The organism is Abyssogena phaseoliformis symbiont OG214 (genome assembly GCF_016592595.1).
Classification (GTDB): domain Bacteria; phylum Pseudomonadota; class Gammaproteobacteria; order PS1; family Pseudothioglobaceae; genus Ruthia.
The window spans coordinates 876,713-896,904 of record NZ_AP012977.1 but is presented as its reverse complement, the minus strand read 5'-3'; the positions used below and the strand labels follow the sequence as shown (position 1 = coordinate 896,904).

General features: G+C 35.8%; 27 protein-coding genes. 16 read left to right on the top strand and 11 right to left on the bottom strand.

Annotation, left to right across the window (positions count from 1 at the left end; all coding sequences use genetic code 11):
- Positions 1–13: 13 nt before the first annotated feature.
- The 3 genes from metK to ccmA all read right to left on the bottom strand — a co-directional run bounded on the left by metK (position 14) and on the right by ccmA (position 2,559).
- Complete coding sequence (gene metK / locus CVPH_RS05710) at positions 14–1,147, bottom strand: methionine adenosyltransferase (protein ID WP_201340776.1); 1,134 nt, start codon at positions 1,145–1,147, stop codon at positions 14–16.
- A gap of 153 nt (positions 1,148–1,300) precedes the next feature.
- A complete protein-coding gene (gene ccmB / locus CVPH_RS05705) occupies positions 1,301–1,966 on the bottom strand; it encodes a heme exporter protein CcmB (protein ID WP_201340775.1) in 666 nt (221 codons plus the stop codon).
- Positions 1,963–2,559, bottom strand: a complete 597-nt coding sequence (ccmA, locus tag CVPH_RS05700; protein ID WP_201340774.1) for a cytochrome c biogenesis heme-transporting ATPase CcmA — start codon at positions 2,557–2,559, stop codon at positions 1,963–1,965. The genes ccmB and ccmA overlap by 4 nt, the downstream gene beginning before the upstream one ends.
- Positions 2,560–2,574: 15 nt before the next feature.
- Between ccmA and CVPH_RS05695 the strand changes: the two genes are divergently transcribed.
- Positions 2,575–3,522 carry a S49 family peptidase gene (locus CVPH_RS05695; protein ID WP_201340773.1) on the top strand — a complete coding sequence of 316 codons (948 nt, stop codon included), beginning with the start codon at positions 2,575–2,577 and terminating at the stop codon, positions 3,520–3,522.
- A gap of 151 nt (positions 3,523–3,673) precedes the next feature.
- Here CVPH_RS05695 and CVPH_RS05690 read toward each other — a convergent pair whose 3' ends face one another.
- A complete protein-coding gene (locus CVPH_RS05690; protein ID WP_225879651.1) occupies positions 3,674–4,108 on the bottom strand; it encodes an outer membrane protein assembly factor BamE in 435 nt (144 codons plus the stop codon).
- Positions 4,109–4,172: 64 nt separating this feature from the next.
- Between CVPH_RS05690 and fur the strand changes: the two genes are divergently transcribed.
- A complete protein-coding gene (gene fur / locus CVPH_RS05685) occupies positions 4,173–4,580 on the top strand; it encodes a ferric iron uptake transcriptional regulator (RefSeq protein ID WP_201340772.1) in 408 nt (135 codons plus the stop codon).
- 6 nt (positions 4,581–4,586) lie between these two features.
- Complete coding sequence (locus CVPH_RS05680) at positions 4,587–5,375, top strand: metal ABC transporter permease (protein WP_201340771.1); 789 nt, start codon at positions 4,587–4,589, stop codon at positions 5,373–5,375.
- Here the strand turns inward: CVPH_RS05680 and prfA are convergent.
- Complete coding sequence (gene prfA / locus CVPH_RS05675; RefSeq protein WP_201340770.1) at positions 5,367–6,458, bottom strand: peptide chain release factor 1; 1,092 nt, start codon at positions 6,456–6,458, stop codon at positions 5,367–5,369. The genes CVPH_RS05680 and prfA overlap by 9 nt on opposite strands.
- Positions 6,458–7,708, bottom strand: coding sequence for a glutamyl-tRNA reductase (gene hemA, locus CVPH_RS05670; protein ID WP_201340769.1), 1,251 nt, complete (start codon positions 7,706–7,708; stop codon positions 6,458–6,460). The genes prfA and hemA overlap by 1 nt, the downstream gene beginning before the upstream one ends.
- A 76-nt stretch (positions 7,709–7,784) precedes the next feature.
- On the opposite strand from hemA, the gene CVPH_RS05665 reads away from it, so the two are divergent.
- The 12 genes from CVPH_RS05665 (at position 7,785) to CVPH_RS05610 (ending at position 16,729) form a co-directional block, all read left to right on the top strand.
- On the top strand, positions 7,785–8,297 hold the full coding sequence (locus tag CVPH_RS05665; RefSeq protein WP_201340768.1) for a lipoprotein insertase outer membrane protein LolB: 513 nt from the start codon (positions 7,785–7,787) through the stop codon (positions 8,295–8,297).
- A gap of 22 nt (positions 8,298–8,319) precedes the next feature.
- Complete coding sequence (ruvB, locus tag CVPH_RS05660) at positions 8,320–9,348, top strand: Holliday junction branch migration DNA helicase RuvB (RefSeq protein ID WP_201340767.1); 1,029 nt, start codon at positions 8,320–8,322, stop codon at positions 9,346–9,348.
- 390 nt (positions 9,349–9,738) lie between these two features.
- Positions 9,739–10,404 (top strand): protein TolQ, encoded by a 666-nt coding sequence (gene tolQ, locus CVPH_RS05655; protein ID WP_201340766.1) that lies wholly within the window; start codon positions 9,739–9,741, stop codon positions 10,402–10,404.
- 3 nt (positions 10,405–10,407) lie between these two features.
- Positions 10,408–10,860, top strand: a complete 453-nt coding sequence (gene tolR / locus CVPH_RS05650) for a protein TolR (RefSeq protein ID WP_201340765.1) — start codon at positions 10,408–10,410, stop codon at positions 10,858–10,860.
- Positions 10,860–11,741 (top strand): cell envelope integrity protein TolA, encoded by an 882-nt coding sequence (gene tolA / locus CVPH_RS05645; RefSeq protein ID WP_201340764.1) that lies wholly within the window; start codon positions 10,860–10,862, stop codon positions 11,739–11,741. The genes tolR and tolA overlap by 1 nt, the downstream gene beginning before the upstream one ends.
- Positions 11,741–12,133, top strand: coding sequence for an antitoxin Xre/MbcA/ParS toxin-binding domain-containing protein (locus CVPH_RS05640; protein WP_201340763.1), 393 nt, complete (start codon positions 11,741–11,743; stop codon positions 12,131–12,133). The genes tolA and CVPH_RS05640 overlap by 1 nt, the downstream gene beginning before the upstream one ends.
- Positions 12,130–12,831 carry a septum site-determining protein MinC gene (gene minC, locus CVPH_RS05635; RefSeq protein WP_201340762.1) on the top strand — a complete coding sequence of 234 codons (702 nt, stop codon included), beginning with the start codon at positions 12,130–12,132 and terminating at the stop codon, positions 12,829–12,831. Before CVPH_RS05640 ends, minC begins: the two co-directional genes overlap by 4 nt.
- A 16-nt stretch (positions 12,832–12,847) precedes the next feature.
- Positions 12,848–14,926, top strand: a complete 2,079-nt coding sequence (glyS, locus tag CVPH_RS05630; RefSeq protein WP_201340761.1) for a glycine--tRNA ligase subunit beta — start codon at positions 12,848–12,850, stop codon at positions 14,924–14,926.
- Positions 14,926–15,363, top strand: coding sequence for a D-aminoacyl-tRNA deacylase (gene dtd, locus CVPH_RS05625; RefSeq protein WP_201340760.1), 438 nt, complete (start codon positions 14,926–14,928; stop codon positions 15,361–15,363). Before glyS ends, dtd begins: the two co-directional genes overlap by 1 nt.
- Positions 15,357–15,767 carry a PGPGW domain-containing protein gene (locus tag CVPH_RS05620; protein ID WP_201340759.1) on the top strand — a complete coding sequence of 137 codons (411 nt, stop codon included), beginning with the start codon at positions 15,357–15,359 and terminating at the stop codon, positions 15,765–15,767. The genes dtd and CVPH_RS05620 overlap by 7 nt, the downstream gene beginning before the upstream one ends.
- A 27-nt stretch (positions 15,768–15,794) precedes the next feature.
- Positions 15,795–16,403, top strand: coding sequence for a hypothetical protein (locus CVPH_RS05615; protein ID WP_225879650.1), 609 nt, complete (start codon positions 15,795–15,797; stop codon positions 16,401–16,403).
- Positions 16,400–16,729, top strand: coding sequence for a Spx/MgsR family RNA polymerase-binding regulatory protein (locus CVPH_RS05610; RefSeq protein ID WP_201340757.1), 330 nt, complete (start codon positions 16,400–16,402; stop codon positions 16,727–16,729). Before CVPH_RS05615 ends, CVPH_RS05610 begins: the two co-directional genes overlap by 4 nt.
- Positions 16,730–16,732: 3 nt before the next feature.
- Here CVPH_RS05610 and trxA read toward each other — a convergent pair whose 3' ends face one another.
- Positions 16,733–17,092 carry a thioredoxin gene (trxA, locus tag CVPH_RS05605; RefSeq protein ID WP_201340756.1) on the bottom strand — a complete coding sequence of 120 codons (360 nt, stop codon included), beginning with the start codon at positions 17,090–17,092 and terminating at the stop codon, positions 16,733–16,735.
- Positions 17,093–17,183: 91 nt separating this feature from the next.
- Here trxA and ruvC point away from each other — a divergent pair, with 91 nt between their 5' ends.
- Positions 17,184–17,654: a crossover junction endodeoxyribonuclease RuvC gene (gene ruvC, locus CVPH_RS05600; RefSeq protein WP_201340755.1), complete on the top strand. Its 471-nt coding sequence runs from the start codon at positions 17,184–17,186 to the stop codon at positions 17,652–17,654.
- On the opposite strand, the gene CVPH_RS05595 is transcribed toward ruvC, so the two are convergent.
- The 4 genes from CVPH_RS05595 to CVPH_RS11235 all read right to left on the bottom strand — a co-directional run bounded on the left by CVPH_RS05595 (position 17,651) and on the right by CVPH_RS11235 (position 19,745).
- Positions 17,651–18,805, bottom strand: coding sequence for a cation diffusion facilitator family transporter (locus CVPH_RS05595; RefSeq protein ID WP_201340754.1), 1,155 nt, complete (start codon positions 18,803–18,805; stop codon positions 17,651–17,653). The two genes, ruvC and CVPH_RS05595, sit on opposite strands and share 4 nt — an antisense overlap.
- A gap of 49 nt (positions 18,806–18,854) precedes the next feature.
- Positions 18,855–19,175 carry a tyrosine-type recombinase/integrase gene (locus CVPH_RS10780; protein ID WP_425353129.1) on the bottom strand — a complete coding sequence of 107 codons (321 nt, stop codon included), beginning with the start codon at positions 19,173–19,175 and terminating at the stop codon, positions 18,855–18,857.
- Positions 19,176–19,240: 65 nt separating this feature from the next.
- Positions 19,241–19,393, bottom strand: coding sequence for a tyrosine-type recombinase/integrase (locus CVPH_RS11240; RefSeq protein WP_201340753.1), 153 nt, complete (start codon positions 19,391–19,393; stop codon positions 19,241–19,243).
- A gap of 166 nt (positions 19,394–19,559) precedes the next feature.
- Positions 19,560–19,745: a phage integrase N-terminal SAM-like domain-containing protein gene (locus CVPH_RS11235; RefSeq protein ID WP_201340752.1), complete on the bottom strand. Its 186-nt coding sequence runs from the start codon at positions 19,743–19,745 to the stop codon at positions 19,560–19,562.
- Positions 19,746–20,192: the final 447 nt, after the last annotated feature.

Genomic DNA, 20,192 nt, shown 5'->3' with positions numbered 1-20,192 from the left:
TACCAATAATGATTTATTTTAATAAGTGAGCACGGTCAGTTTTTTCCCAACTGATGTCATTTTCTATACGTCCAAAGTGACCATAACTGGCAGTTTTTTGATAAATAGGGCGTTTAAGGTCAAGCATTGCAATTAAGCCTTTAGGACGTAAGTCAAAGTGCTCGTGTATTAAGCGCTCAATTGCCTGGTTGCTGATTTTTCCTGTACCAAAGGTTTCCACATTAATTGAGGTAGGTTCTGCCACACCAATGGCATAAGAGACTTGAATCTCACACCTATCAGCCAAGCCAGCAGCAACAATATTTTTAGCTATATAACGCGTTGCATAAGCTGCAGAGCGGTCAACCTTTGATGGGTCTTTGCCAGAAAATGCACCGCCACCGTGGCGAGCCATGCCACCATAAGTGTCAACAATAATTTTACGACCTGTAAGACCTGCATCACCTACTGGGCCACCAATGACAAAATGACCTGTTGGGTTGATGTGATACTGGGTTTTATTACTTAGCCATTCACTAGGCAGTACAGGCTTTATGACTTCCTCCAAGATAGCCTCTCGCAAATCTGTAAGCGAAATATCATTATCATGTTGGGTTGATAAAACAACAGCGTCAATACCTTTAATTGTATGACCATCATAAATCATGGACACTTGGGATTTTGCATCAGGGCGCAACCAAGGTAATGTACCATCTTTCATTAGTTTTGCTTGACGTGCAACCAAAAGGTGTGCATATAAAATAGGTGCCGGCATCAATACGTTAGTGGCATTGCAAGCATAACCAAACATTAAACCTTGGTCGCCTGCACCTTGTTCGTGATTAGATGATTCGTCAACGCCTAAGGCGATATCTTGAGATTGTTCACCTAATAAATTAGTAATGTCGCAAGTGTGACCATTAAAGCCATATTCATCACAATTGTAGCCAATGTCAATAATAGTGTTGCGCACAATTTGCTCAAAGTTAATGTTGGCGCCTGTGGTAATTTCACCTGCCAGTACGACATGATTGTCTTTAACTAAAGTTTCAACAGCAACACGTGAATTTTTATCTTGTGTTAATGCTGCATCTAAGATGGCATCAGAAATTTGATCACAAACTTTATCAGGGTGACCAGCAGAGACAGATTCAGAAGTGAATATCATTGTTTATTCTCCTTGTAAAACAAAAAAACCCTTAAAGCGGGTTTTCAATAAAGAAGAACACCTACTTTAGCTTGTTTTAGCTACCTTTTAGGTAACAACGCTAGCAATCGGGGCAAATCAGCGTGTGATTGAAATTATAACAGAGGTAATTAATTACTCTAGGCTTATTTTTAAGGCAATACCACTGACAAATGGTGCAGTCATTAAACTTACCATGAGAATTGTGGCTAAAAAATACAATTGGCCAGTAATCTCTAAGCCAAATTGTGCTTGAGATACTGCACTTGAGGCAAAAATAAGAATGGGAACATACAAAGGTAGTATCAGTAAAGATAACAACATGCCAGAATTTTTAATACCAACAATCAGTGAAGCGCCAATGGCACCAATAAGACTCAAGCTCGGTGTGGCTAGTAATAGCGTTATCATTAGTACCCAAATACCATCGCTATCAAGAAATAAAAACAACCCCAATAAAGGCGATAGTAGAATAATGGGAATACCAGTTAAAATCCAATGAGCGATTATTTTTGATAAAATAAGCAAAGGCAATGAGTGATGAGAAATCACCATTTGTTCTAAAACGCCATTTTCAAAATCGTGATGGAACAAAGCGTTAAGTGAAAGCAGTACTGAAAGCATTGAAGCAACCCAAATAATGCCCGCTGCAATTTGAGCAAGCGTGGTAGCTTCAGGACTGATGGCTAAGGGAAATAGTGATACTGATATTATAAAAAATAATAGGGGGTTTAGTATGCTAGAAGGGTTGCGAATAGCAATACGCAAGTCACGCTTTAAGGCTTTAAGGTAAATATTCACAGCGCTAACATCTTTTGATTAAGCAGGGTTGAACTTTGATGTGTAGTAAATAGGCACAAACCACCTTGTTCGCAGTGTTTGCTGATTCTACGCTCAATAATGGTTACACCATTAGGGTCAAGTGCAGTAAAAGGCTCATCTAGTAGCCAAACTTTAGCATTGGAGATGAATAATCCTGCCAAGATAACGCGGCGCTTTTGTCCTGCTGATAGTTTGGCGCAGTATTCATCTTCATAACCTTTTAAACCAATGCTACTTAATGCTTTAATTAATTGCACTTGGTTGGTAGATTTATTAAGCCCAGTTAAAAATTCAAGATTTTCAAGCGCACTTAATTCTCCACTGAGTGCTGATAAGTGGCCTAAATAAAAAATTTCTTCTTGGTAGGCTTCTGATTTGACCGCATGATTGTCTAAAGAAACACAGCCTTGTTCTTGCACGTCAAGGCCTGCTAAAATTTTGAGCAGTGAAGTTTTACCGCTACCATTGGTACCAATAATGCGTAAAATATCACCTGAGTTGACCTCGAAAGAAAGACGGTTGAATAAAAGATTGTAGCCTTTTTGGCAACTAAGATTATCTATTTTTAACATAAACGAAGATTATATATGAAACGCACCACTGATGAACAACTAGCCGATATTGCACAAGAATTTGTACGTCAAAATAAATCCAAACGTCGTTGGCGTATTATATTTGGCCTATTGTTTATTGGTTATTTTTCTTTTGTATCTTATATTGGTATGAGTGAAAGCGGTCTATTAGAAACTGTACTTAAAAAAGAATCCCCTTTTGTTGCTGAAGTGGTACTAAGTGGCACCATTCAAAGTTCAGGTTCAATTGATGCTGATGAGGCTATTGAATTACTACGTAGTGCATTTGAATCAGAAAATGCAAAGGCCGTTATTCTAAGAATTAATTCACCAGGTGGCTCACCCGTGCAATCTAGTAGAATTTACAAAGCCATTGTGCGTTTTAAAAAGCAGTTTGATAAAAAAATCTATGCGGTCATTGAAGATGTTTGCGCTTCAGGTTGTTATTATATTGTCTCAGCTGCTGATGAAATATATGCAGACGAATCTTCAATTATTGGTAGTATTGGCGTGGTTATGTCTAGTTTTGGTGCGGTTGATGCTATTAAAAAACTAGGCATTAAAAGGCGGCTCTATACCGCAGGAAAATATAAGGGCTTGTTAGATTCTTTTTCCCCAGAAGATGAAAAAACATTAATACACATTCAAACCAACATCTTAGATAAATCACATCAAAACTTTATTGATGCCGTTAAAGCGGGCAGGGGTGACAGATTGTCAAAACATAAAGACTTATTTACAGGTTTGATCTGGCTTGGGCAAGATGCTAATAAACTAGGGTTAATAGATGGCATTGCAGATGCGAATTATATCGCTAAGCATATTATTGGTATTGATTCAAGAATTTTATTTGAAAAAGAAAAGACCCTGTTAGAGCAGTTAACCGAAGCAAGTGCTAAAGGTGTTACATTGGCTATTGGCGATAAGTTAACATTTCAAAACCTCATTGGATCTTTACAGTAAGTAATTAGGTAAAGGCCTTTACTAAAACTTATATTAAGGTGTTTTTGTATTAACAATCTTTTCATTGCTGGTGCTATTTTCTAATTGGTTTGCAAATTTACGAATGGATTTTTTGGCTGTTTAGCGTAACTCTCTAATGCTTTGGCTTTGGTCACTGCTTTTTCTTTAGCAATTTTAGCTTTTTTGCCTCTTTTTCATCGCCAATACGTTTGTTTTCTGCCTCTTTTTCTTTGTCAGTGAGTTGTGATAATGAGCCGATACCAGTTGTGTTGATATGTGTCAGTACGTCATCGTTAAATTTTAATACTAAGCGATAGTGAATATCATCCTTTTTATGCAAAGTAGAATGGTTAATGTAGTCCCATTGGTTATTGTGAAAGGAGTCAATAATGCTTGGCGATCCAATTAAATCTTGCACCTGTATTTTAGACATGCCTAATTTCAATTGATTAATTTTAAACCTTTCCAGTACCGAACCTTGGCGGATGTCATCTTTATATAGTGTTAGTAATGACATATCTGGTATTTCAGGCAAACATGCAGATAAGAATGGTAATAAGAATACAATCAAAGTTAATTTGTTCATTTGCTGGTTTTTGATTTAAAATGATTAAAAATCATTGGCTAATTTTACATTAAGGATATTAAATATGGACGCTCAAGATTTAAAAAGCGCAGGGCTTAAAGTCACACTACCAAGGTTGAAGATTTTGGAAATTTTAGAAACCAGTGAAAATCATCATATGAGTGCTGAAGATATCTATCGCACTTTAATCATGCAGGGTGAAGAAGTAGGTGTGGCAACGATTTATCGAGTACTCACTCAATTTGAAGAGGCGGGTATGGTCAATAAACTTAATTTTGACAATGGCCAAAGTGTGTTTGAGTTGTCCAATGTGGATCATCATGATCATTTAGTATGCGTTAAATGCGGTAAAATCGATGAATTTGCTGATGAGGTTATTGAGCAGCACCAACATGGTATCGCTAACAAATATGGCTATCAACTTACCGATCATTGTTTGTATTTATACGGGCTTTGTAAGGACTGCCACTAATCCATTGTGGAAGATTTTATTTTTAGGGCTGTTCTAGCGGCTATTGGCATTTCAATTATTGCAGGTTCATTGGGCTGTTTTATTATCTGGAAACACATGAGTTATTTTTCAGAATCGATTTCGCATTCGGCGCTTTTGGGCGTGTCTTTAGGGCTTGCTAGTGGTCTAGGTATTCATTTTGGTTTGGTAATAGTGGGTGCAATATTTGCAATACTTATTGTTATCTTACAACGAAGGCGGTTTTTGTCTAATGATGCTATTTTGGGTATTTTTTCACACATTGCCTTATCATTAGGCATTGTTGTTTTAAGTTTTATTGGTGGCGCTAATACGGATTATTTTTCACTCTTATTTGGTGATATTTTATCTATTACTAACGCTGATATTGTTTGGGTGTATGTCATTTTAATGGTGCTTGGCTCACTACTTACTATTTTTTGGCAACGTTTATTATTACTAACCTTAAATGAAGAGCTGGCAGTCGCACAAGGGCTTAATCGAGATTTTTATCAGTTGTTATTTATGTTAATGATTGCGTTGGCTGTCTCTGTTTCAGTGCAAATTGTGGGCGTGCTTTTGATTACTTCTTTGCTGATTATTCCACCAGCTATTGCCAGGGCATTTGCTAATACCCCCAGTGGCATGGTATTTCAGTCAGTTATTGTTTCCATGGTTGCAGTTGGTATTGGTCTTAGTACTTCAATGGTTTATGATTTAGCCACAGGACCAGCAATTGTGATTGCGTTGGGTGGATTGTTTATATTGTCACAACTTGTGTATAAAAGATCAGCTTAGAGCGTCATTCAATTCTGTTAATTGATTGGTTTGTTGCTCAACGATTAATGGTTCAATAATTGCACTTAAATCGCTTTCCATAATTTCTGACAGTTTGTATAAGGTTAAATTAATGCGATGATCGGTAATACGTCCTTGTGGGTAATTATAGGTACGAATGCGCTGTGAACGGTCGCCACTACCTATCAATTCCTTGCGAGTTGATGCTTGTTGTTTGTGTTGCTCTTGCTGTTGTGCGTCAAGAATACGTGATGCTAATACTGATAAAGCTTGCGCTTTATTTTTATGTTGTGAGCGACCATCTTGGCATTCAACCACAGTACCAGTTGGAATGTACGTTACGCGTACAGCAGAATCAGTTTTATTAACATGTTGACCACCTGCACCACTGGCTCTGAAGGTATCAATGCGGACATCACTCATATTAATATTGACTTGTTCAATATTTTCAACCTCAGGCATGATGGCAACTGTACATGCTGAAGTGTGCACTCGACCTTGGCTTTCAGTTTCTGGTACACGTTGTACGCGGTGTGCACCAGATTCAAATTTTAATTTTGAGTACACATCCACACCACTAATGCGCGCAATGATTTCTTTAAAACCACCATGCTCGCCAAGGCTGGTGCTTATAACTTCTATTTGCCATTTTTGTTTTTCGGTGTAGTGACTGTACATTTTGAACAAATCGCCTGAAAAAATACTGGCTTCATCGCCACCTGTGCCTGCTCTAATTTCAATGATAATGTTTCGAGAATCGTTAGGGTCTTTTGCTAAGAGAGATTTTTTAAGCTCTAAATCAAGATGGTCTAAATTTTTTTTAGCATCCAATATTTCTTCTTTGGCCATGGCTTTTATATCCATGTCGTCTTCAAGCAGCATTAACTGTGCATCTTCTAGATTTTTCTGATGTGATAAATAGGCCTGAAATTGTTGATTAACTGGGGTTAATTGAGCATGCTCAATAGACAGCTTTGTGAATTTTTTAACGTCACTAGCAACTTCTGGGTCGGATAACATGGCACCCACTTCTTCAAGGCGCATTGATAGTTGTTCTAATTTAGCAAGGATAGATGTATTCATTATTTTTTAATAGGAGGTATACAACCTTCACATTGGGATAAATTTTCAATGGAAGTTTGTTTGATGTTTTTAAAGGGTAAATGTAATAGTTTGTTGGCTAATTGATCAGCAAGCTTACGAATAATATCTTCAGAATCAGCACCATTTTTTAGTTGTTTGATGGCTTTTTCTAAGAGTTCGTCTTTAATTGAATTGGCACCAAATCGGTAAAATTGCACCAATTGCTCATTAGGTAAAATATCCAGCCATTGATTAAAAACTTGATTTTGCTTAATAATAATTTCTTGTGCCAAGCCTTTTTCTTTTTCTCTATTGCCAATATTATCATTAACCACCTGTTCCAAATCATCAACGGTATATAAATACACATCATCTAATTGGCCTACTTCAGGTTCAATGTCACGAGGAATGGCTATATCAAGCATAAATATTGGTTTGTGTTTGCGCTTTTTTAAAGCGCTTTCAATTAAGCCCTTGCCAATAATGGGCACTGAAGCTGCTGTTGAAGAAATAATAATATCTGCTTTGTGCACAACGGATGAGAATTGTTTTAGACTAATAGACTGTGCTTGGTATAAATGAGCAATTTTTTGTGCATTTTCAATGGTTCTATTGGCAACAATCATCTTATTAACCCCTTTCTGGTTAAGATATTGCGCACACAATTCAATCATCTCTCCTGCACCGATGAGCAAAACAGTTTGTTCAGACAACTGTTCAAAAATCTTTTCACTAAGTTTAACCGCGCAATAGGCGATTGAGACGGGTGAAGTACCAATTTGAGTATCGGTGCGTACTTTTTTGGCAGTTGAAAACGCATGTTGAAATAGTTTTTCTAATAGCTTGTTTAGGGTTTTGGCTTCTTTTGCTATGTGGTAGGCATCTTTTAATTGACCCAGAATTTGCGCTTCGCCCAGTACTAATGAATCAAGACCTGTGGCAACGTTACACAGATGTGTAAGCGCTTCATTGTCTTCAAAATAATTTAAATAAGAATTAATTGTGTCACGTTTAATATTGTGCGTTTTGGCAAGATAATCACTCAATAGTTCTTTAGGGTTTTGGTGATTAGAAGCGACATAAATCTCTACGCGGTTACAAGTAGAAAGAATAATACAGGCGTCAATACCATCAATATGATGAAGATTATTGAGTGCTTGAGTTAATTTATCTGGCGTAAAAGCAACTTTTTCTCGCACTTCAACAGGCGCGAGCTGGTGATTAACACTTAAAATTGCAATTCGAGACATAAATTAGCAAAGATAACTCAAATAAACGCTTGATTATACCCAAAGGACAAGTTTCACGCTACAATGAGCAACTTATATGAAACGAATAATAATGACGTGCTTTGCTTTGTTTTTATCAAGTTGCTCAACACTTAACATCCAGCCTATAAAGTTAGCATATCAACAAACTTTGCCGAGTGTTTGGGAGGCGCATGGCAGATTAAGTGTGAGTATTAATAATGACACAAAAACATCAGGTTTTGAGGTGAGTTTTAATCACCATGACTATAAACTTATATTAAGCACAGCCCTTGGCTTTGGTCAAATTTCGATTGAATTTAATCAACAAAAATTGTTGGTTAATGATAAGTTAATCAATCTAATGTTCAATCAGTGGATGATGAGTGAGATGGGGTGGTACTTGCCTATTGACATCTTGGCAAAGATATTGTTTAAAAATGAGATAAATAGCACTCGTCTTTGGCAGACTAAAATTAGTCGTTATCAATTGATTAATGGTATTCAATATCCAAAAGTGATTCGTTTTAATCATTTGACTAAACCCATCAAAATCAAACTACTGATTAATGAAGTTAATCAGTTAAAATAGCATAAAAATTAAGTAATTTAGCATGATAGAAGAAGATTCTTTAGTAGGTGGGCAAAACCAAGGCAATGAAGATTTGGTGATGACTTCAGTGCGTCCAGATTCTTTAGAGAGTTATATTGGACAAGATGATGTTAAGTCGCAAATGGCATTGTTTATTAAAGCGGCAAAAAAACGCAAAGATGCACTGGATCACTGTTTAATTTATGGCCCTCCTGGTTTGGGTAAAACCACACTAGCAAATGTGATTGCCAATCAAATGTCCACAGGTATTAAGCAAACCTCTGGTCCAGTATTAGAGCGTTCAGGAGATTTGGCAGCAATTTTGACAAAACTTGAGCCGTATGATATTTTATTTATTGATGAAATTCATCGCCTCAACCCTGTAGTTGAGGAAATTCTTTATCCAGCTTTAGAAGATTTTAAATTAGATATTATGGTGGGTGAGGGTGTGGCTGCGCATTCTGTGCAACTTGAATTACCACCTTTTACGTTAATTGGTGCCACTACTCGTGCTGGCATGTTAACTTCACCACTTAGAGATCGTTTTGGCATTGTCCAGCGTTTGCAGTTTTACAATGTTAAAGATTTAAAAACGATTGTTGAGCGTTCAGCAGGTATTTTGGGCATTCAAATTGAATCAAAAGGCGCATTAGAAATTGCCAAGCGATCTCGTGGAACGCCTAGAATTGCTAATCGCTTATTGCGTCGCGTTCGTGATTTTGCTGATGTCAAGACCAATAGTGTGATTCATCAAGCCATTGCCAAAGAAGCACTAACAACACTTAAAGTAGATGAGGCAGGACTTGAGCAATTAGACCGTGATTATCTTGCTATTATGATGAATAAATTTTCTGGTGGTCCTGTGGGTTTGGACACACTGGCAACCGCTATTAGTGAAGAGCGTGGCACCTTAGAAGACATGGTAGAGCCGTATTTGATTCAACAAGGTTTTATTATGCGCACGCCACGTGGGCGTAGTGCTACAGACTTAGCTTATGCACATTTAGGCTTAACCAATGGCTCAAAATCGAATGATTTATTTAATCAATGAGTCAATTAAACGTTCGTGTTTATTACGATGACACTGATAGTGGTGGTGTGGTTTATTATGCCAATTACCTTAAATTTATCGAAAGGGGCGTAGTGAATTTTTACGAGAGTTGGGTTTTGAACAAGATCAATTAATGCATCATCAAGCAATTATTTTTTGCTGTCAAATCACTGAGTGCCGAGTATTTACTCCCAGCCAAATTTAATGATTTATTAACCGTTTACACTGAAATAGAAAAATCAAACTGGCGCGCCAGTTTGATTTTTTCACAAAAAATAGTGGGTTTAAAGCAAAATAAGGTATTATTTAAAGTGCAAATAACCGTAGCTTGTTTGAATGCAATTAGTTTTAAGCCTTGTGCTATTCCCAGTGCAATTTTGGAGAAAATAAATGGATAACAGTTTATCAATTTTTAGTTTAATTCTTAGTGCTGGCTTTGTGGTGCAAGTAGTGATGTTTATTTTAGTATTGATGAGCATTTATTCTTGGGCGCTTATCTTGTCAAAAAAGAAAATCTTGATTGATGCTAACAAGGATATCAAATTATTTCATCAAAAGTTTTCAGCCGATGTTGATTTAGAAAAATTAGCACACCAAACGCTTCAAAAAGCCACTAATCAAAGCTCAATAGAGCGTATTTTTAGCACAGGCTTTCAAGAACTTACCCACACCACCTCAAATTCTAACCAGGTATTAATAGATGCTGAGCGTGCTTATCGTATTATGAATACCACGGTTAATAATGAAGTTGATCGCCTAGATAGCGGTTTGAGCATTCTAGCTATGACTGCTTCATCTAGCCCGTATATTGGCTTATTTGGTACAGTTTGGGGAATTATGCACTCGTTTATTGGCTTGGCATCAGTTAAGCAAGCAACCATTGCCATTGTTGCTCCGGGTATTGCTGAGGCGCTTATTGCAACGGCATTTGGTTTGTTTGCTGCTATTCCTGCCACCATCGCCTACAATCGTTTAATTTCCCAAGTGGGATCGATTAACAATAAATATACAGCCTTTGTTGAGCAATTGTTTGTTATGTTTCAAAGACAAAAATAAATAATGATTGAACTACCAAAACGCCACAGACCTGTCATAGATGCACAAATTAATATTGTGCCATATATTGATGTAATGTTAGTACTATTGGTAATTTTTATGATGACCACGCCTATTATTGAGCAAGGTATTGAGGTTGATTTACCTTCTGCTGAGGCAAAAATGGTAGATTTCACGCAACAACAGCCTACAATTATTACCATTGATAAGCAAGGTAAATATTTCATCAATTTACTTAATGAGGATGATTCTGATGTTGCCAAAGGTGAAAAATTGCCATTAGGCATTATTGCAGGGCGCGTTAGCGCTCGGCTTGAAATTTATCCACAAATGAAAGTATTTGTTCGTGGTGATAAGCAGGTGGCTTATGGTTCTGTTGTATCATTGATGTCTTTTTTACAAAAAAACGGGGTTGATAAAGTTGGTATTGTGACTGAATCTCCAGATGCAAAATAATGAACATTGATTTTTTAAAAAAAATTAAACCGCCTAAAATTGCCAGGCAACACCCTTTTGCTTTTTGGGTGGCAATTGTGCTTCATGTTGGGTTGGTTATTGGCTTGCTATTTTCAAATGTTCAACGTTGGGAAATTCCAAAACAGACTGCTAAATCAAGCATGACACTTAAAGCAGTGACGATTGATTTAACTGAAATTAAAAAAGAAAAACAACGATTAATCAATATTAAGCAAAAGCGAGAAAAGCGTCTTGAAGCGTTACAACGTGCAGAAAAAAAAGTTGAGAATGAACGTTATAAAGAACAACAACGCTTGAAAAAACTCAAAGCTAAAGTTAAACAAGAAAAAAAAGCTAAAATCATTGCACAAGCCAAAAGAAAGAAAGCTGAAAGAAAAAGTAAACAAGCCTTAAAGAAAAAGAAATTGGCTGAGAAGAAAGCCCTTGAAGCAGAAAATAAAAAACAAGTAATTGAAAAATTACGCCAAGTCGAAGCTAAAAAATTCAAAAAAGAACAAGACAAGCGCTCATTGAAAAAAGAAATTCAGGCTGAAGAAGACCAAGATAGACAACTCGCTCAAGAGGATATTTTAAATGAGCTAAAACTTAACTATATCAATCAAATTGCTTCAAGAATAAAAGAAAAATGGCGTTATCAAGGCGCGAAAGATAGTTGGGGTTGTGACGTTGAAATTTTACAAGATTTGAATGGACAAGTAAAAAGTGTCCACCTTAAATCTTGTAATGTTGATAACAGCGCTAAGGCGCAATCATTTAAAGACTCAATTGAGCGTGCTGTTTATAAAGCATCGCCATTACCACATGCGCCTGATAAGAGCGTATTTGATGCGCAAGTCTTGTTTCACTTTAGGGTCAATTAATGGATATTTCCAAGTTAGATGATAAGGCTCAGTCAAAGCTTACTTTTCAGCTGTCTCAAATCTTAGAAAATTGGCATTTAGAAGATGTTGAGCAATTGAAATTATTAGGCCTATATGGGGTTATTAAGCCTAGACATTTGTACTTATACAGACGTTTAGATAAGTCGTTTTATTTTGATGAGCAATTGGCAAAACGCACTGAAATGATTTTAGGAATTAGTGAGTCTTTGGGTACAACTTTTCCAACCAATAAAGAATATGGGGCAATTTGGTTAAAGCGCTCGGTTAAAAAATTCAAGCATAAAACGCCGTTAGAACTTATGCTAAGTGGTGATACTGGTATGACACGCGTTTGGCATTTTTTGGATTGTACTCAAGGGTGGAGAAATTGAACAAGGTTGAAATTATTACTCAATCTGAAGTGCTTTATACACTCAAAATACGTACTAATGATACTGATGTATTGGCACAGAAAATTAACACTCTGAGTTGCGATAACAAGCAGCAATTTCAATATGCACCTGTTATTATTCAAATTGAGGATAAAAATTTATCTGCAAATGAATTGGCAGTACTGGTTGAAATTTTGACCCAAAATGATATGGTGGCAGTGGGCATTCGTTCAGATAAGCAAGAGTTAATTGATTTTGCTAAGTTTTCTGGTATGGCTGTGTTTGGTAAATCACTTACGTCCAATAAGCCCGAGTCAATTCAAGAAAAAACAACCAAAACCGCATTAAGCTTACTTCAGGATAAAGCCTATCAAGCGCCTAAAGTTGTCACTAATGAGGTTAATTCGTTTGAACAAATTATTGCAAAAGATAGTGATTTGGTTCTTTTGGATGAGGTTAAATCGGGCGCTGAAATTATGTCATTTGGCAATATTTCAGCCTACAAAGAAGTACAAGGGTGTTTGTTTGCGGGCATTGATGGTGATGAAAAAGCCACTATTTTTGTGCAATCTTTTAATGCGCAATTAATATCCATTGCTGGCATTTATAAACGATTTGATGTGGTGCCAACCAAATTATATGCACGTCAAGTGATGATTGATTTATCAGATGGTAAGTTAAGATTCCAAATTGTCTAAGATAAAATACACCCTTATGAATACACAAGATTTTTTATTAGAGCTTGGATGCGAAGAGCTTCCACCAAAGCGTTTACAACAATTATCCAATGCACTTACGCACAATTTAACCACTGAACTGGATAAACTTAAACTGTCTTATTCAAGCGTTGAATCTTTTGCCACGCCTCGTCGTTTAGCAGTGCTAGTTAGTAACCTTCAACTGCAACAAAATGATCAAACTATTGAGCGCAAAGGCCCACCAATTAGTGCACCTAACCAAGCCATTGAGGGCTTTGCTAAATCTTGTGGTGTGGCCAAGAATGTGTTAGCGAAAAAAGTATTTGGCAAGACGGAATATTATTTTTTCACTAAACAGCAAAAAGGCTTTAAAACGATAGATTTACTTGAATCTGCTATTGATGCTAGCATTCAAAATATCCCTATTGCTAAACCCATGCGCTGGAGTGATTTAGATACGTATTTTGTACGCCCAACGCATTGGCTGATTATGATGCTAGGTTCTGATGTTGTGCCAGCTTCGATTATGGGTTTGACTTCTAACAATACAACCAGAGGCTTACGTTTCACAGGTGAGCGCACATTTGGCATTGCTTACGCTAAGGATTATCAAAAAACTCTCCTTGAAAAAGCACAAATTGAAGTTAATTTTAATGCACGTAAGGAAATTATTCGAAAGCAAGTGATGCAGGTGGCGAAAAATAATAATGCTATTGTGGTTATTGATGAATCTTTGCTTGACGAAGTTTGTGCATTGGTTGAATATCCACGTGCATTTTCGGGTAGTTTTTCAAATAAATTCTTAGATGTGCCGAAAGAGGCGCTTATTTCTGCAATGAAGTCGCATCAAAAGTATTTTCATATGTTGGATACGGATGGTAATTTGATGTCAGCATTTATTTCAGTTGCTAATATTGAGTCTAGTGATTTATCAGTGATTGTCGATGGTAATGAGCGTGTAATTCGTCCACGGCTAGCTGATTCAGAATTTTTCTGGGAGCAAGATAAGTCAACTACTTTAGAATCTAGAATTCCAAAATTAGACAGAGTGTTATTCATGGATGGACTTGGTTCAATGGGTGAGAAAGCTAGGCGCATTGAAACATTATCGGGCTATATTGCTGATATTATTGGTGCAAATACAAAACACAGTGCACGCGCAGGGCTACTATCGAAAACGGATTTAATCACTGATATGGTGAGTGAGTTTGCCGATTTACAAGGAGTGATGGGTGGATATTACGCCCTTAATGATGGCGAAGACCCAGTAGTCGCAAGTGCTATCAGTGAGCATTACCATCCAAGATTTTCAGGCGATACATTGCCCTCTACAAAAGAGGGTTTATGTGTTGCAATTGCCGATAAAGTTGATAGTATTGTGGGTATTTACGGTATTGGACACAAACCAACTGGCTCAAAAGACCCTTATACACTAAAACGTGCGGCATTAGGTTTGCTACGCATGATGATTGGGTCAAAATCACAGCTGGATTTATTTGAATTGATTGAACAATCAGTTAAGTTGTATGAATTTGACGAAGAAATTATTCAAGAAATTTATGATTTTACTGTTAGCCGTTTAGAGATGTACTACCAAGAACAAGATATTGATAAAACAGTTGTAAAGGCAGTGTTAGCAGTAAAAAGTAGTGAGTCTATTGTTTATGACTGGCACTTACGCATTAAAGCAGTGCACAATTTTGTGCAAGATGAAAATTCAAAAAGCTTGATTGGGGCTTACAAACGCATTAACAATATATTTAAAAATATTAGTTCTAAAGATACGGCTGATGGTAGATACATGCTTGAACCATCTATAACTATAGATGGTGAAGATATAGAATTTACCAATAAATTTGATAAAAATCTTTTAAATGCACACACAGAATTCTGTGAAAAAATAGAGGGAAATAAACGAAATTATTTATTTATCGTGGGCGCTCTTTTAGAATTAAAACCTGCTATCGATGACTTTTTTGATAATGTTATGGTACTTGATGATGATTTAGAACTTAGAGAGAAAAGAGTTGGTTTGCTTATGGCAGTAAATTATTCATTTAGGTCTATTGCTAATTTTTCATATTTGTCAAAATAATGAAAGCCCTAATCCAGCGTGTTTCCAATGCTAAGGTTGAAGTAGATGGTAAAGTAACAGAGGAAATTAAGCAAGGGATTTTGGTCTTTTTAGGGTTTGAGAAAAATGATGAAAAACTACAAGTTGATAAAATGATTAAGAAGTTATTGATTTATCGAGTATTTGCTGGTGAGCAAGAAAAAATGAATTTATCAATTAAAGAGGTATTGGGTGGTATATTGGTTGTTTCTCAATTTACCTTAGCAGCCGATACTAATTCAGGCGCAAGAGCTGGTTTTTCTACCGCTAAGTCACCAGAACAAGCCAAAGTATTGTTTGATTATTTTTTGACCCAAATGAGGGCTGATTATCACAAAGTTGCCAGTGGTGTTTTTGGTGCTGACATGCAAGTATCTTTAACTAATGACGGGCCTGCGACATTTTTATTATCATGTTAGATGACATTATGGTACTTTTAAGTCAATTTGAAGACGTGTTAATAATGATTGGTATCGTTTCTGGTGTGGTTTTTATCATTAGTTTATTATTAATGCCTTATTTATTAGGATTAATTCCATCAAATTATTTTTTAAAAAACTCAGAAAAGCAATTAAAAATAAACAAACCCTTTGACTTAATCAAATTGATACTTAAAACACTGATTGGCTTTATATTACTGATTGCTGGTATTATTATGTTGGTGACGCCAGGTCAAGGACTGGTATCAATTTTATTAGGTTTGTTTTTAATGGAATTTCCAGGCAAGCGACAATTAGAGATTAAATTAATCAATCACAATCCAACCTTTAAAACACTCAACTGGCTGCGTTCTAAAGCTAATAAACCTCTATTTAAACGATAATTCATGAAAGAAAGCAAAATAATATCGATGGTGTTATTAGCAGCAGTGGCAATATTTATGCTGTTTTATCTACTGACTCGTGACATGCAAATGCCACAAAACCAATCCATGCCGTGGCAAAGTTTTATCAATAATCAAGGCAATACAGTTGCGTTTAATTTAACTATGGGTAGTAGTAATCTTACCGATGCAATGCATTTATTCGGCTCTGAGGTTGAGGCTTCTTTGTTTGAAAGTAAGGGCAAAATGCCAGAACTAGAAGCATTTTTTTCCAGCACCAAAGTAGGCGGTATTGGTACTAGTATTATTTTAAATTTAATGCTTGATCAAAAACGCATTGAGCGTTTAAATAACAACATTAAAGAATCAATGGTTATGCCTTCAGGCGTTAGAAAAATAACGTTTAATTTAACTGCTGAAGCGTTAATGTTTGATTTAAAAATTAAGTCATTAACTTTTATACCCAAAGCAGATTTATCAAAAGAAACGATTATTAATCTATTTGGTGAGCCTAGTAGAGTAGAGCTGGCCAGTCAGGGTGTGTCGTACTGGTATTATCCAACCAAGGGTTTACGTATTATTGTTGATGATGAAAATAAAGAAATTTTAGAGTTTTATAATGAGACAATTCAATGATTAAAATGTATGGCATTAAAAACTGCGACACCATTAAAAAAGCACAAAAATTCTTAATTAATCATCAAGTTGATTTTGAATTTATTGATTTTCGTGACAATCCGATTGATAAAACCAAACTGCAAACATTTGTAGATAAGCTCACTTGGGAAAAACTAATCAACAAGCGCTCTACTACTTATCGAAACTTAAATGATAAAGAAAAAGATAATATTACTTTAGAATTAGTATTAAAAAATCCAACACTTATAAAACGTCCAGTGTTGGTAACGAATAATGATATTATAGTTGGATTTAGCGAAAAATATTATTTAGAGTTGTGTTAACTATTATTTTTGCTCTTTAATTTCTTCACGTACTTTATCCATATCAAGCGCTTTGGCTTTGTCAATAACAGCTTTCAAGTCAGCACCTGACATTGCGCCTGGTTGAGAAAAGACTGCAACTTGCTCTCTAAAAATCATCAAAGTAGGAATGGAGCGGATTTGAAAATTACTTGCCAGTTCTTGTTGATCTTTAGTGTTTACTTTGGCAAAAATAACACCATCTACTTTGTCAGAGACTTCATCATAAGTAGGTGCAAATTGCTTACAAGGACCACACCATGGTGCCCAAAAATCCAACACAACAATATCGTTATTTTGAATGGTTTCGTCAAAATTACTTTGGTTTAATTCTAATACTGCCATTTGATTAATCCCTAAAACTTAAAAAATAAAAGTATATCATAAGGGTGTAATATGTGTCGAACAAAGCCCAAGCTTTTGATAAAATATTTTTATGAAAATTTTAGGGATTGATCCCGGATCAAGAATAACAGGCTTTGGCTTAATTGAAGCCAATAAGCTTAAATTTAATTATTTATCTAGTGGCTGTATCCGTACTCAAGGTACGCTGCCTGAGCGCATTACGACTATTTTTGTAGAAATCGAGCAAATTATTCAGAAATATCAGCCTGATGTTGTGGTGATTGAGCGTGCTTTTATGCGCCCTGATCGTCCAAATCCTGATGCAGCAATTAAGCTTGGGCATGCGCGAGGTGCTATTATTTCAGCAGCAGGTTCAAATCATAGGCTGATGGTTGAGTACAGTCCTAATCAAATCAAAAAAGCTGTTGTTGGGAATGGACATGCCGCTAAAGAGCAAGTATCGTTTATGGTGCAGGAGCTATTAAAACTTAATAAAGCGCCCCAAGCAGATGCAGCAGATGCATTATCAGGCGCTATTTGCCATGCTTATCATTGTCTTTAATCTTGGCTAAAATAAACTTTAATTTTGCCAAAACCCTTAAGCTTGCTAACAGTTTCTTGTAATTTTACTAGTATTTTGTCGGCACTATTATCAGGCTGGAGGCATTTAAGTGGTAGGTAAAAATCCACATGAATTTTGCCTCCTAAATAGTGCAACTGAATACGGCTAATTTCACCATCGCACTCATTATTAAATAAAGCTTTAGTCAAAATTCCCAATGCTTGCGCGCGTTCTGGCAAAGCCTCGTAAGGCATATTAATTTCATCATTTTCTACGTCAATATGCACGGTTACATCGCTTAAATCTTTTAAGCATTTTTTAGCCACACGCTCCACACTAACACTAATAATATGCCCCTCGCTAACACTTAAAAATGGATCAACCTGCACATGTACATCACAAGAAATGGTGTGCCCAATTTTGCGAGTGCGTAGGGAGTGAACACTATTAACACCACTAATTTGCCCTAGTGCGTGTTTTAATTGCGCCACTTGTTGTGCGTCAATAGAGGTGTCTACTAGTTCTTTGGTTGCATCTAAACCCAATTCCCAAGCAATGTAGATAACCATCAAACCCACAACAATAGCCGCAATGTTATCTAAATATGGATAGCCATTTAAACTGCCAAAAATACCAATCAACACTACAATTGAAGACAATGCATCTGAGCGGTGATGCCAAGCATTGGCTTTTAATAAGTCAGATTTATAAGCATTAGCCACCTTTAAGGTATACCAATATAAAGCCTCTTTAGAAAAAATTGACAAAGCGGCAATGCTTAAAAGTAGGGCACTATGCGAAAGTGAGGCAGGGTTGGCTAATCTGGCCATGGCATCAAAAATAACACCCGAGCCAACAATGGCTAAAATAACTGCAAGACCTAGCGTGGCAACCGTTTCAAAGCGCTTATGCCCATAAGGGTGTTCTTCATCAGCATCAAGGGCTGAATGTTTGGTGGCATATAAAACCAAGCCATCAGACAATAAATCAGAACACGAGTGGATACCATCTGCAATTAAAGCACCAGAATTGCCAATAAAACCTACAATAATTTTAAATACTGCTAATAAAAAATCAACAACAGCACCCACAAAGGTGACTTTTTGACTGGCTTGTGTGCGTTTAGCTAAATCCAAAGTGGTAAAAATCATGAATGACGATTGCCTTATTTTATGTTATCTCTGTTCAAATATGCAATTATTAAACCATGTCTAGTGGTGATAATGGCTTATTAGAGCTTTCTTTTTGTGCAGCATGTGAGTAAATTAAAGTAGAGCCTATGTATTTGTGACTTAAAAGTTTTTGCACAGTTTTAAGGTCAATTTGATTTTGTAATAAATGCACTGCATAGGAATGCCTGAATGTTTGTGTGCTGATTTTCATGGTTATTTTTGCCTTTTTTGCTGCCAAGGAAGGGTTGTAATTAAGTGTGTTTCTAATAATAGGCAATCTAATTAGTAGCCTATCTACGTTATTGCATAATTGTTTTATTGGAAATAAATAACATTCATCTTGCTTGATTTGGTGAAAATATTTACTTTTTATATCTTTTTAAAATTGTTTTTTAACCAATTTTATTTGGTGGTTTAAATGGCTAATAATTTTAGTGGGCAAGATAAAGTTCTAAAATACCTAGGGTTGGAAATGGTGAGTTTATTAGTGCTAAAATTAATGTCTTTGATTTTAAGTTTAAGTACTTCACTTGGTCTTAAACCACAGCTATATAATAAAGTAAGCAATAAACTGATAAGTGCCTTTTAGTTGACAGATGATTGATTCTATTTGTTCTTGGGAGAGAATATCAGGCAAGTTTTTCTTATGATTAACTCTTTTTAATGCTAATTTTTAATATCTTTTGATAAAAAAACAAAATTGAATTTAGCGTTTGATTGTGAGTGGATACTTTTAATTTTTTTTATTGAGTAAATGGGACAAATATTTTTCAATGTGACTCAAGTTAAATTGAGCACTTTTAAGATGATGATATTTTACAAAACGCAAAATCCAAGATTGATAAATAAGAACCGTATTTTGACTGTAGTGATACTTGGTTAATTGATTATTAATATCTTGTTTGCTAATAAACTGCATTTAAAATTCAAGGAATAAAATGGTGAAATGTCATTATTCATTGATAAAAATAGTACAAATGATCTAAGGTAATTTACTTAAGCGGTATAGTTAAGTAATGGTCATTAAGTAGGGATTGGGGTTGCTTTAAGGCTGGGGATGTTTAAGGTTTAAGGTTTGAGCGGGTGAAAAAGAAAACTGGTTTAGTATTTTTTTAGCGCAAGATTTACAACGACTACAACAGGTACCGACGTTGAGTTGTGTGCTTAAATCATTCATTGAACAAGCACCCTTGTTAATTGCTTTTTTTGATGTCTTTATCGGTGACTGCGTTGCAAATGTACATGGTTATTAAATGTTAATAAGAATGGTTAATATTATAATGTAGGTATTCATTAAATGTCAATCACACACAATAGGAGAAAAAATATGAAAGTTGATAATAATATTAATCATTCGTTAAACTAA

Excerpts from the sequence above, each read along its gene's own strand:
- glyS (WP_201340761.1), top strand. The coding sequence starts at position 12,848 with ATGAATACACAAGATTTTTTATTAGAGCTTGGATGCGAAGAGCTTCCA.
- CVPH_RS05640 (WP_201340763.1), top strand. The coding sequence starts at position 11,741 with ATGGATATTTCCAAGTTAGATGATAAGGCTCAGTCAAAGCTTACTTTT.
- metK (WP_201340776.1), bottom strand. The coding sequence starts at position 1,147 with ATGATATTCACTTCTGAATCTGTCTCTGCTGGTCACCCTGATAAAGTT.
- fur (WP_201340772.1), top strand. The coding sequence starts at position 4,173 with ATGGACGCTCAAGATTTAAAAAGCGCAGGGCTTAAAGTCACACTACCA.
- CVPH_RS05620 (WP_201340759.1), top strand. The coding sequence starts at position 15,357 with ATGTTAGATGACATTATGGTACTTTTAAGTCAATTTGAAGACGTGTTA.
- tolA (WP_201340764.1), top strand. The coding sequence starts at position 10,860 with ATGAACATTGATTTTTTAAAAAAAATTAAACCGCCTAAAATTGCCAGG.
- dtd (WP_201340760.1), top strand. The coding sequence starts at position 14,926 with ATGAAAGCCCTAATCCAGCGTGTTTCCAATGCTAAGGTTGAAGTAGAT.
- CVPH_RS11235 (WP_201340752.1), bottom strand. The coding sequence starts at position 19,745 with ATGCAGTTTATTAGCAAACAAGATATTAATAATCAATTAACCAAGTAT.
- ruvB (WP_201340767.1), top strand. The coding sequence starts at position 8,320 with ATGATAGAAGAAGATTCTTTAGTAGGTGGGCAAAACCAAGGCAATGAA.
- ccmA (WP_201340774.1), bottom strand. The coding sequence starts at position 2,559 with ATGTTAAAAATAGATAATCTTAGTTGCCAAAAAGGCTACAATCTTTTA.
- CVPH_RS05665 (WP_201340768.1), top strand. The coding sequence starts at position 7,785 with ATGAAACGAATAATAATGACGTGCTTTGCTTTGTTTTTATCAAGTTGC.
- tolQ (WP_201340766.1), top strand. The coding sequence starts at position 9,739 with ATGGATAACAGTTTATCAATTTTTAGTTTAATTCTTAGTGCTGGCTTT.
- CVPH_RS05615 (WP_225879650.1), top strand. The coding sequence starts at position 15,795 with ATGGTGTTATTAGCAGCAGTGGCAATATTTATGCTGTTTTATCTACTG.
- ruvC (WP_201340755.1), top strand. The coding sequence starts at position 17,184 with ATGAAAATTTTAGGGATTGATCCCGGATCAAGAATAACAGGCTTTGGC.
- CVPH_RS05690 (WP_225879651.1), bottom strand. The coding sequence starts at position 4,108 with ATGAACAAATTAACTTTGATTGTATTCTTATTACCATTCTTATCTGCA.
- prfA (WP_201340770.1), bottom strand. The coding sequence starts at position 6,458 with ATGAATACATCTATCCTTGCTAAATTAGAACAACTATCAATGCGCCTT.
- CVPH_RS05610 (WP_201340757.1), top strand. The coding sequence starts at position 16,400 with ATGATTAAAATGTATGGCATTAAAAACTGCGACACCATTAAAAAAGCA.
- CVPH_RS05595 (WP_201340754.1), bottom strand. The coding sequence starts at position 18,805 with ATGATTTTTACCACTTTGGATTTAGCTAAACGCACACAAGCCAGTCAA.
- trxA (WP_201340756.1), bottom strand. The coding sequence starts at position 17,092 with ATGGCAGTATTAGAATTAAACCAAAGTAATTTTGACGAAACCATTCAA.
- tolR (WP_201340765.1), top strand. The coding sequence starts at position 10,408 with ATGATTGAACTACCAAAACGCCACAGACCTGTCATAGATGCACAAATT.
- CVPH_RS05695 (WP_201340773.1), top strand. The coding sequence starts at position 2,575 with ATGAAACGCACCACTGATGAACAACTAGCCGATATTGCACAAGAATTT.
- hemA (WP_201340769.1), bottom strand. The coding sequence starts at position 7,708 with ATGTCTCGAATTGCAATTTTAAGTGTTAATCACCAGCTCGCGCCTGTT.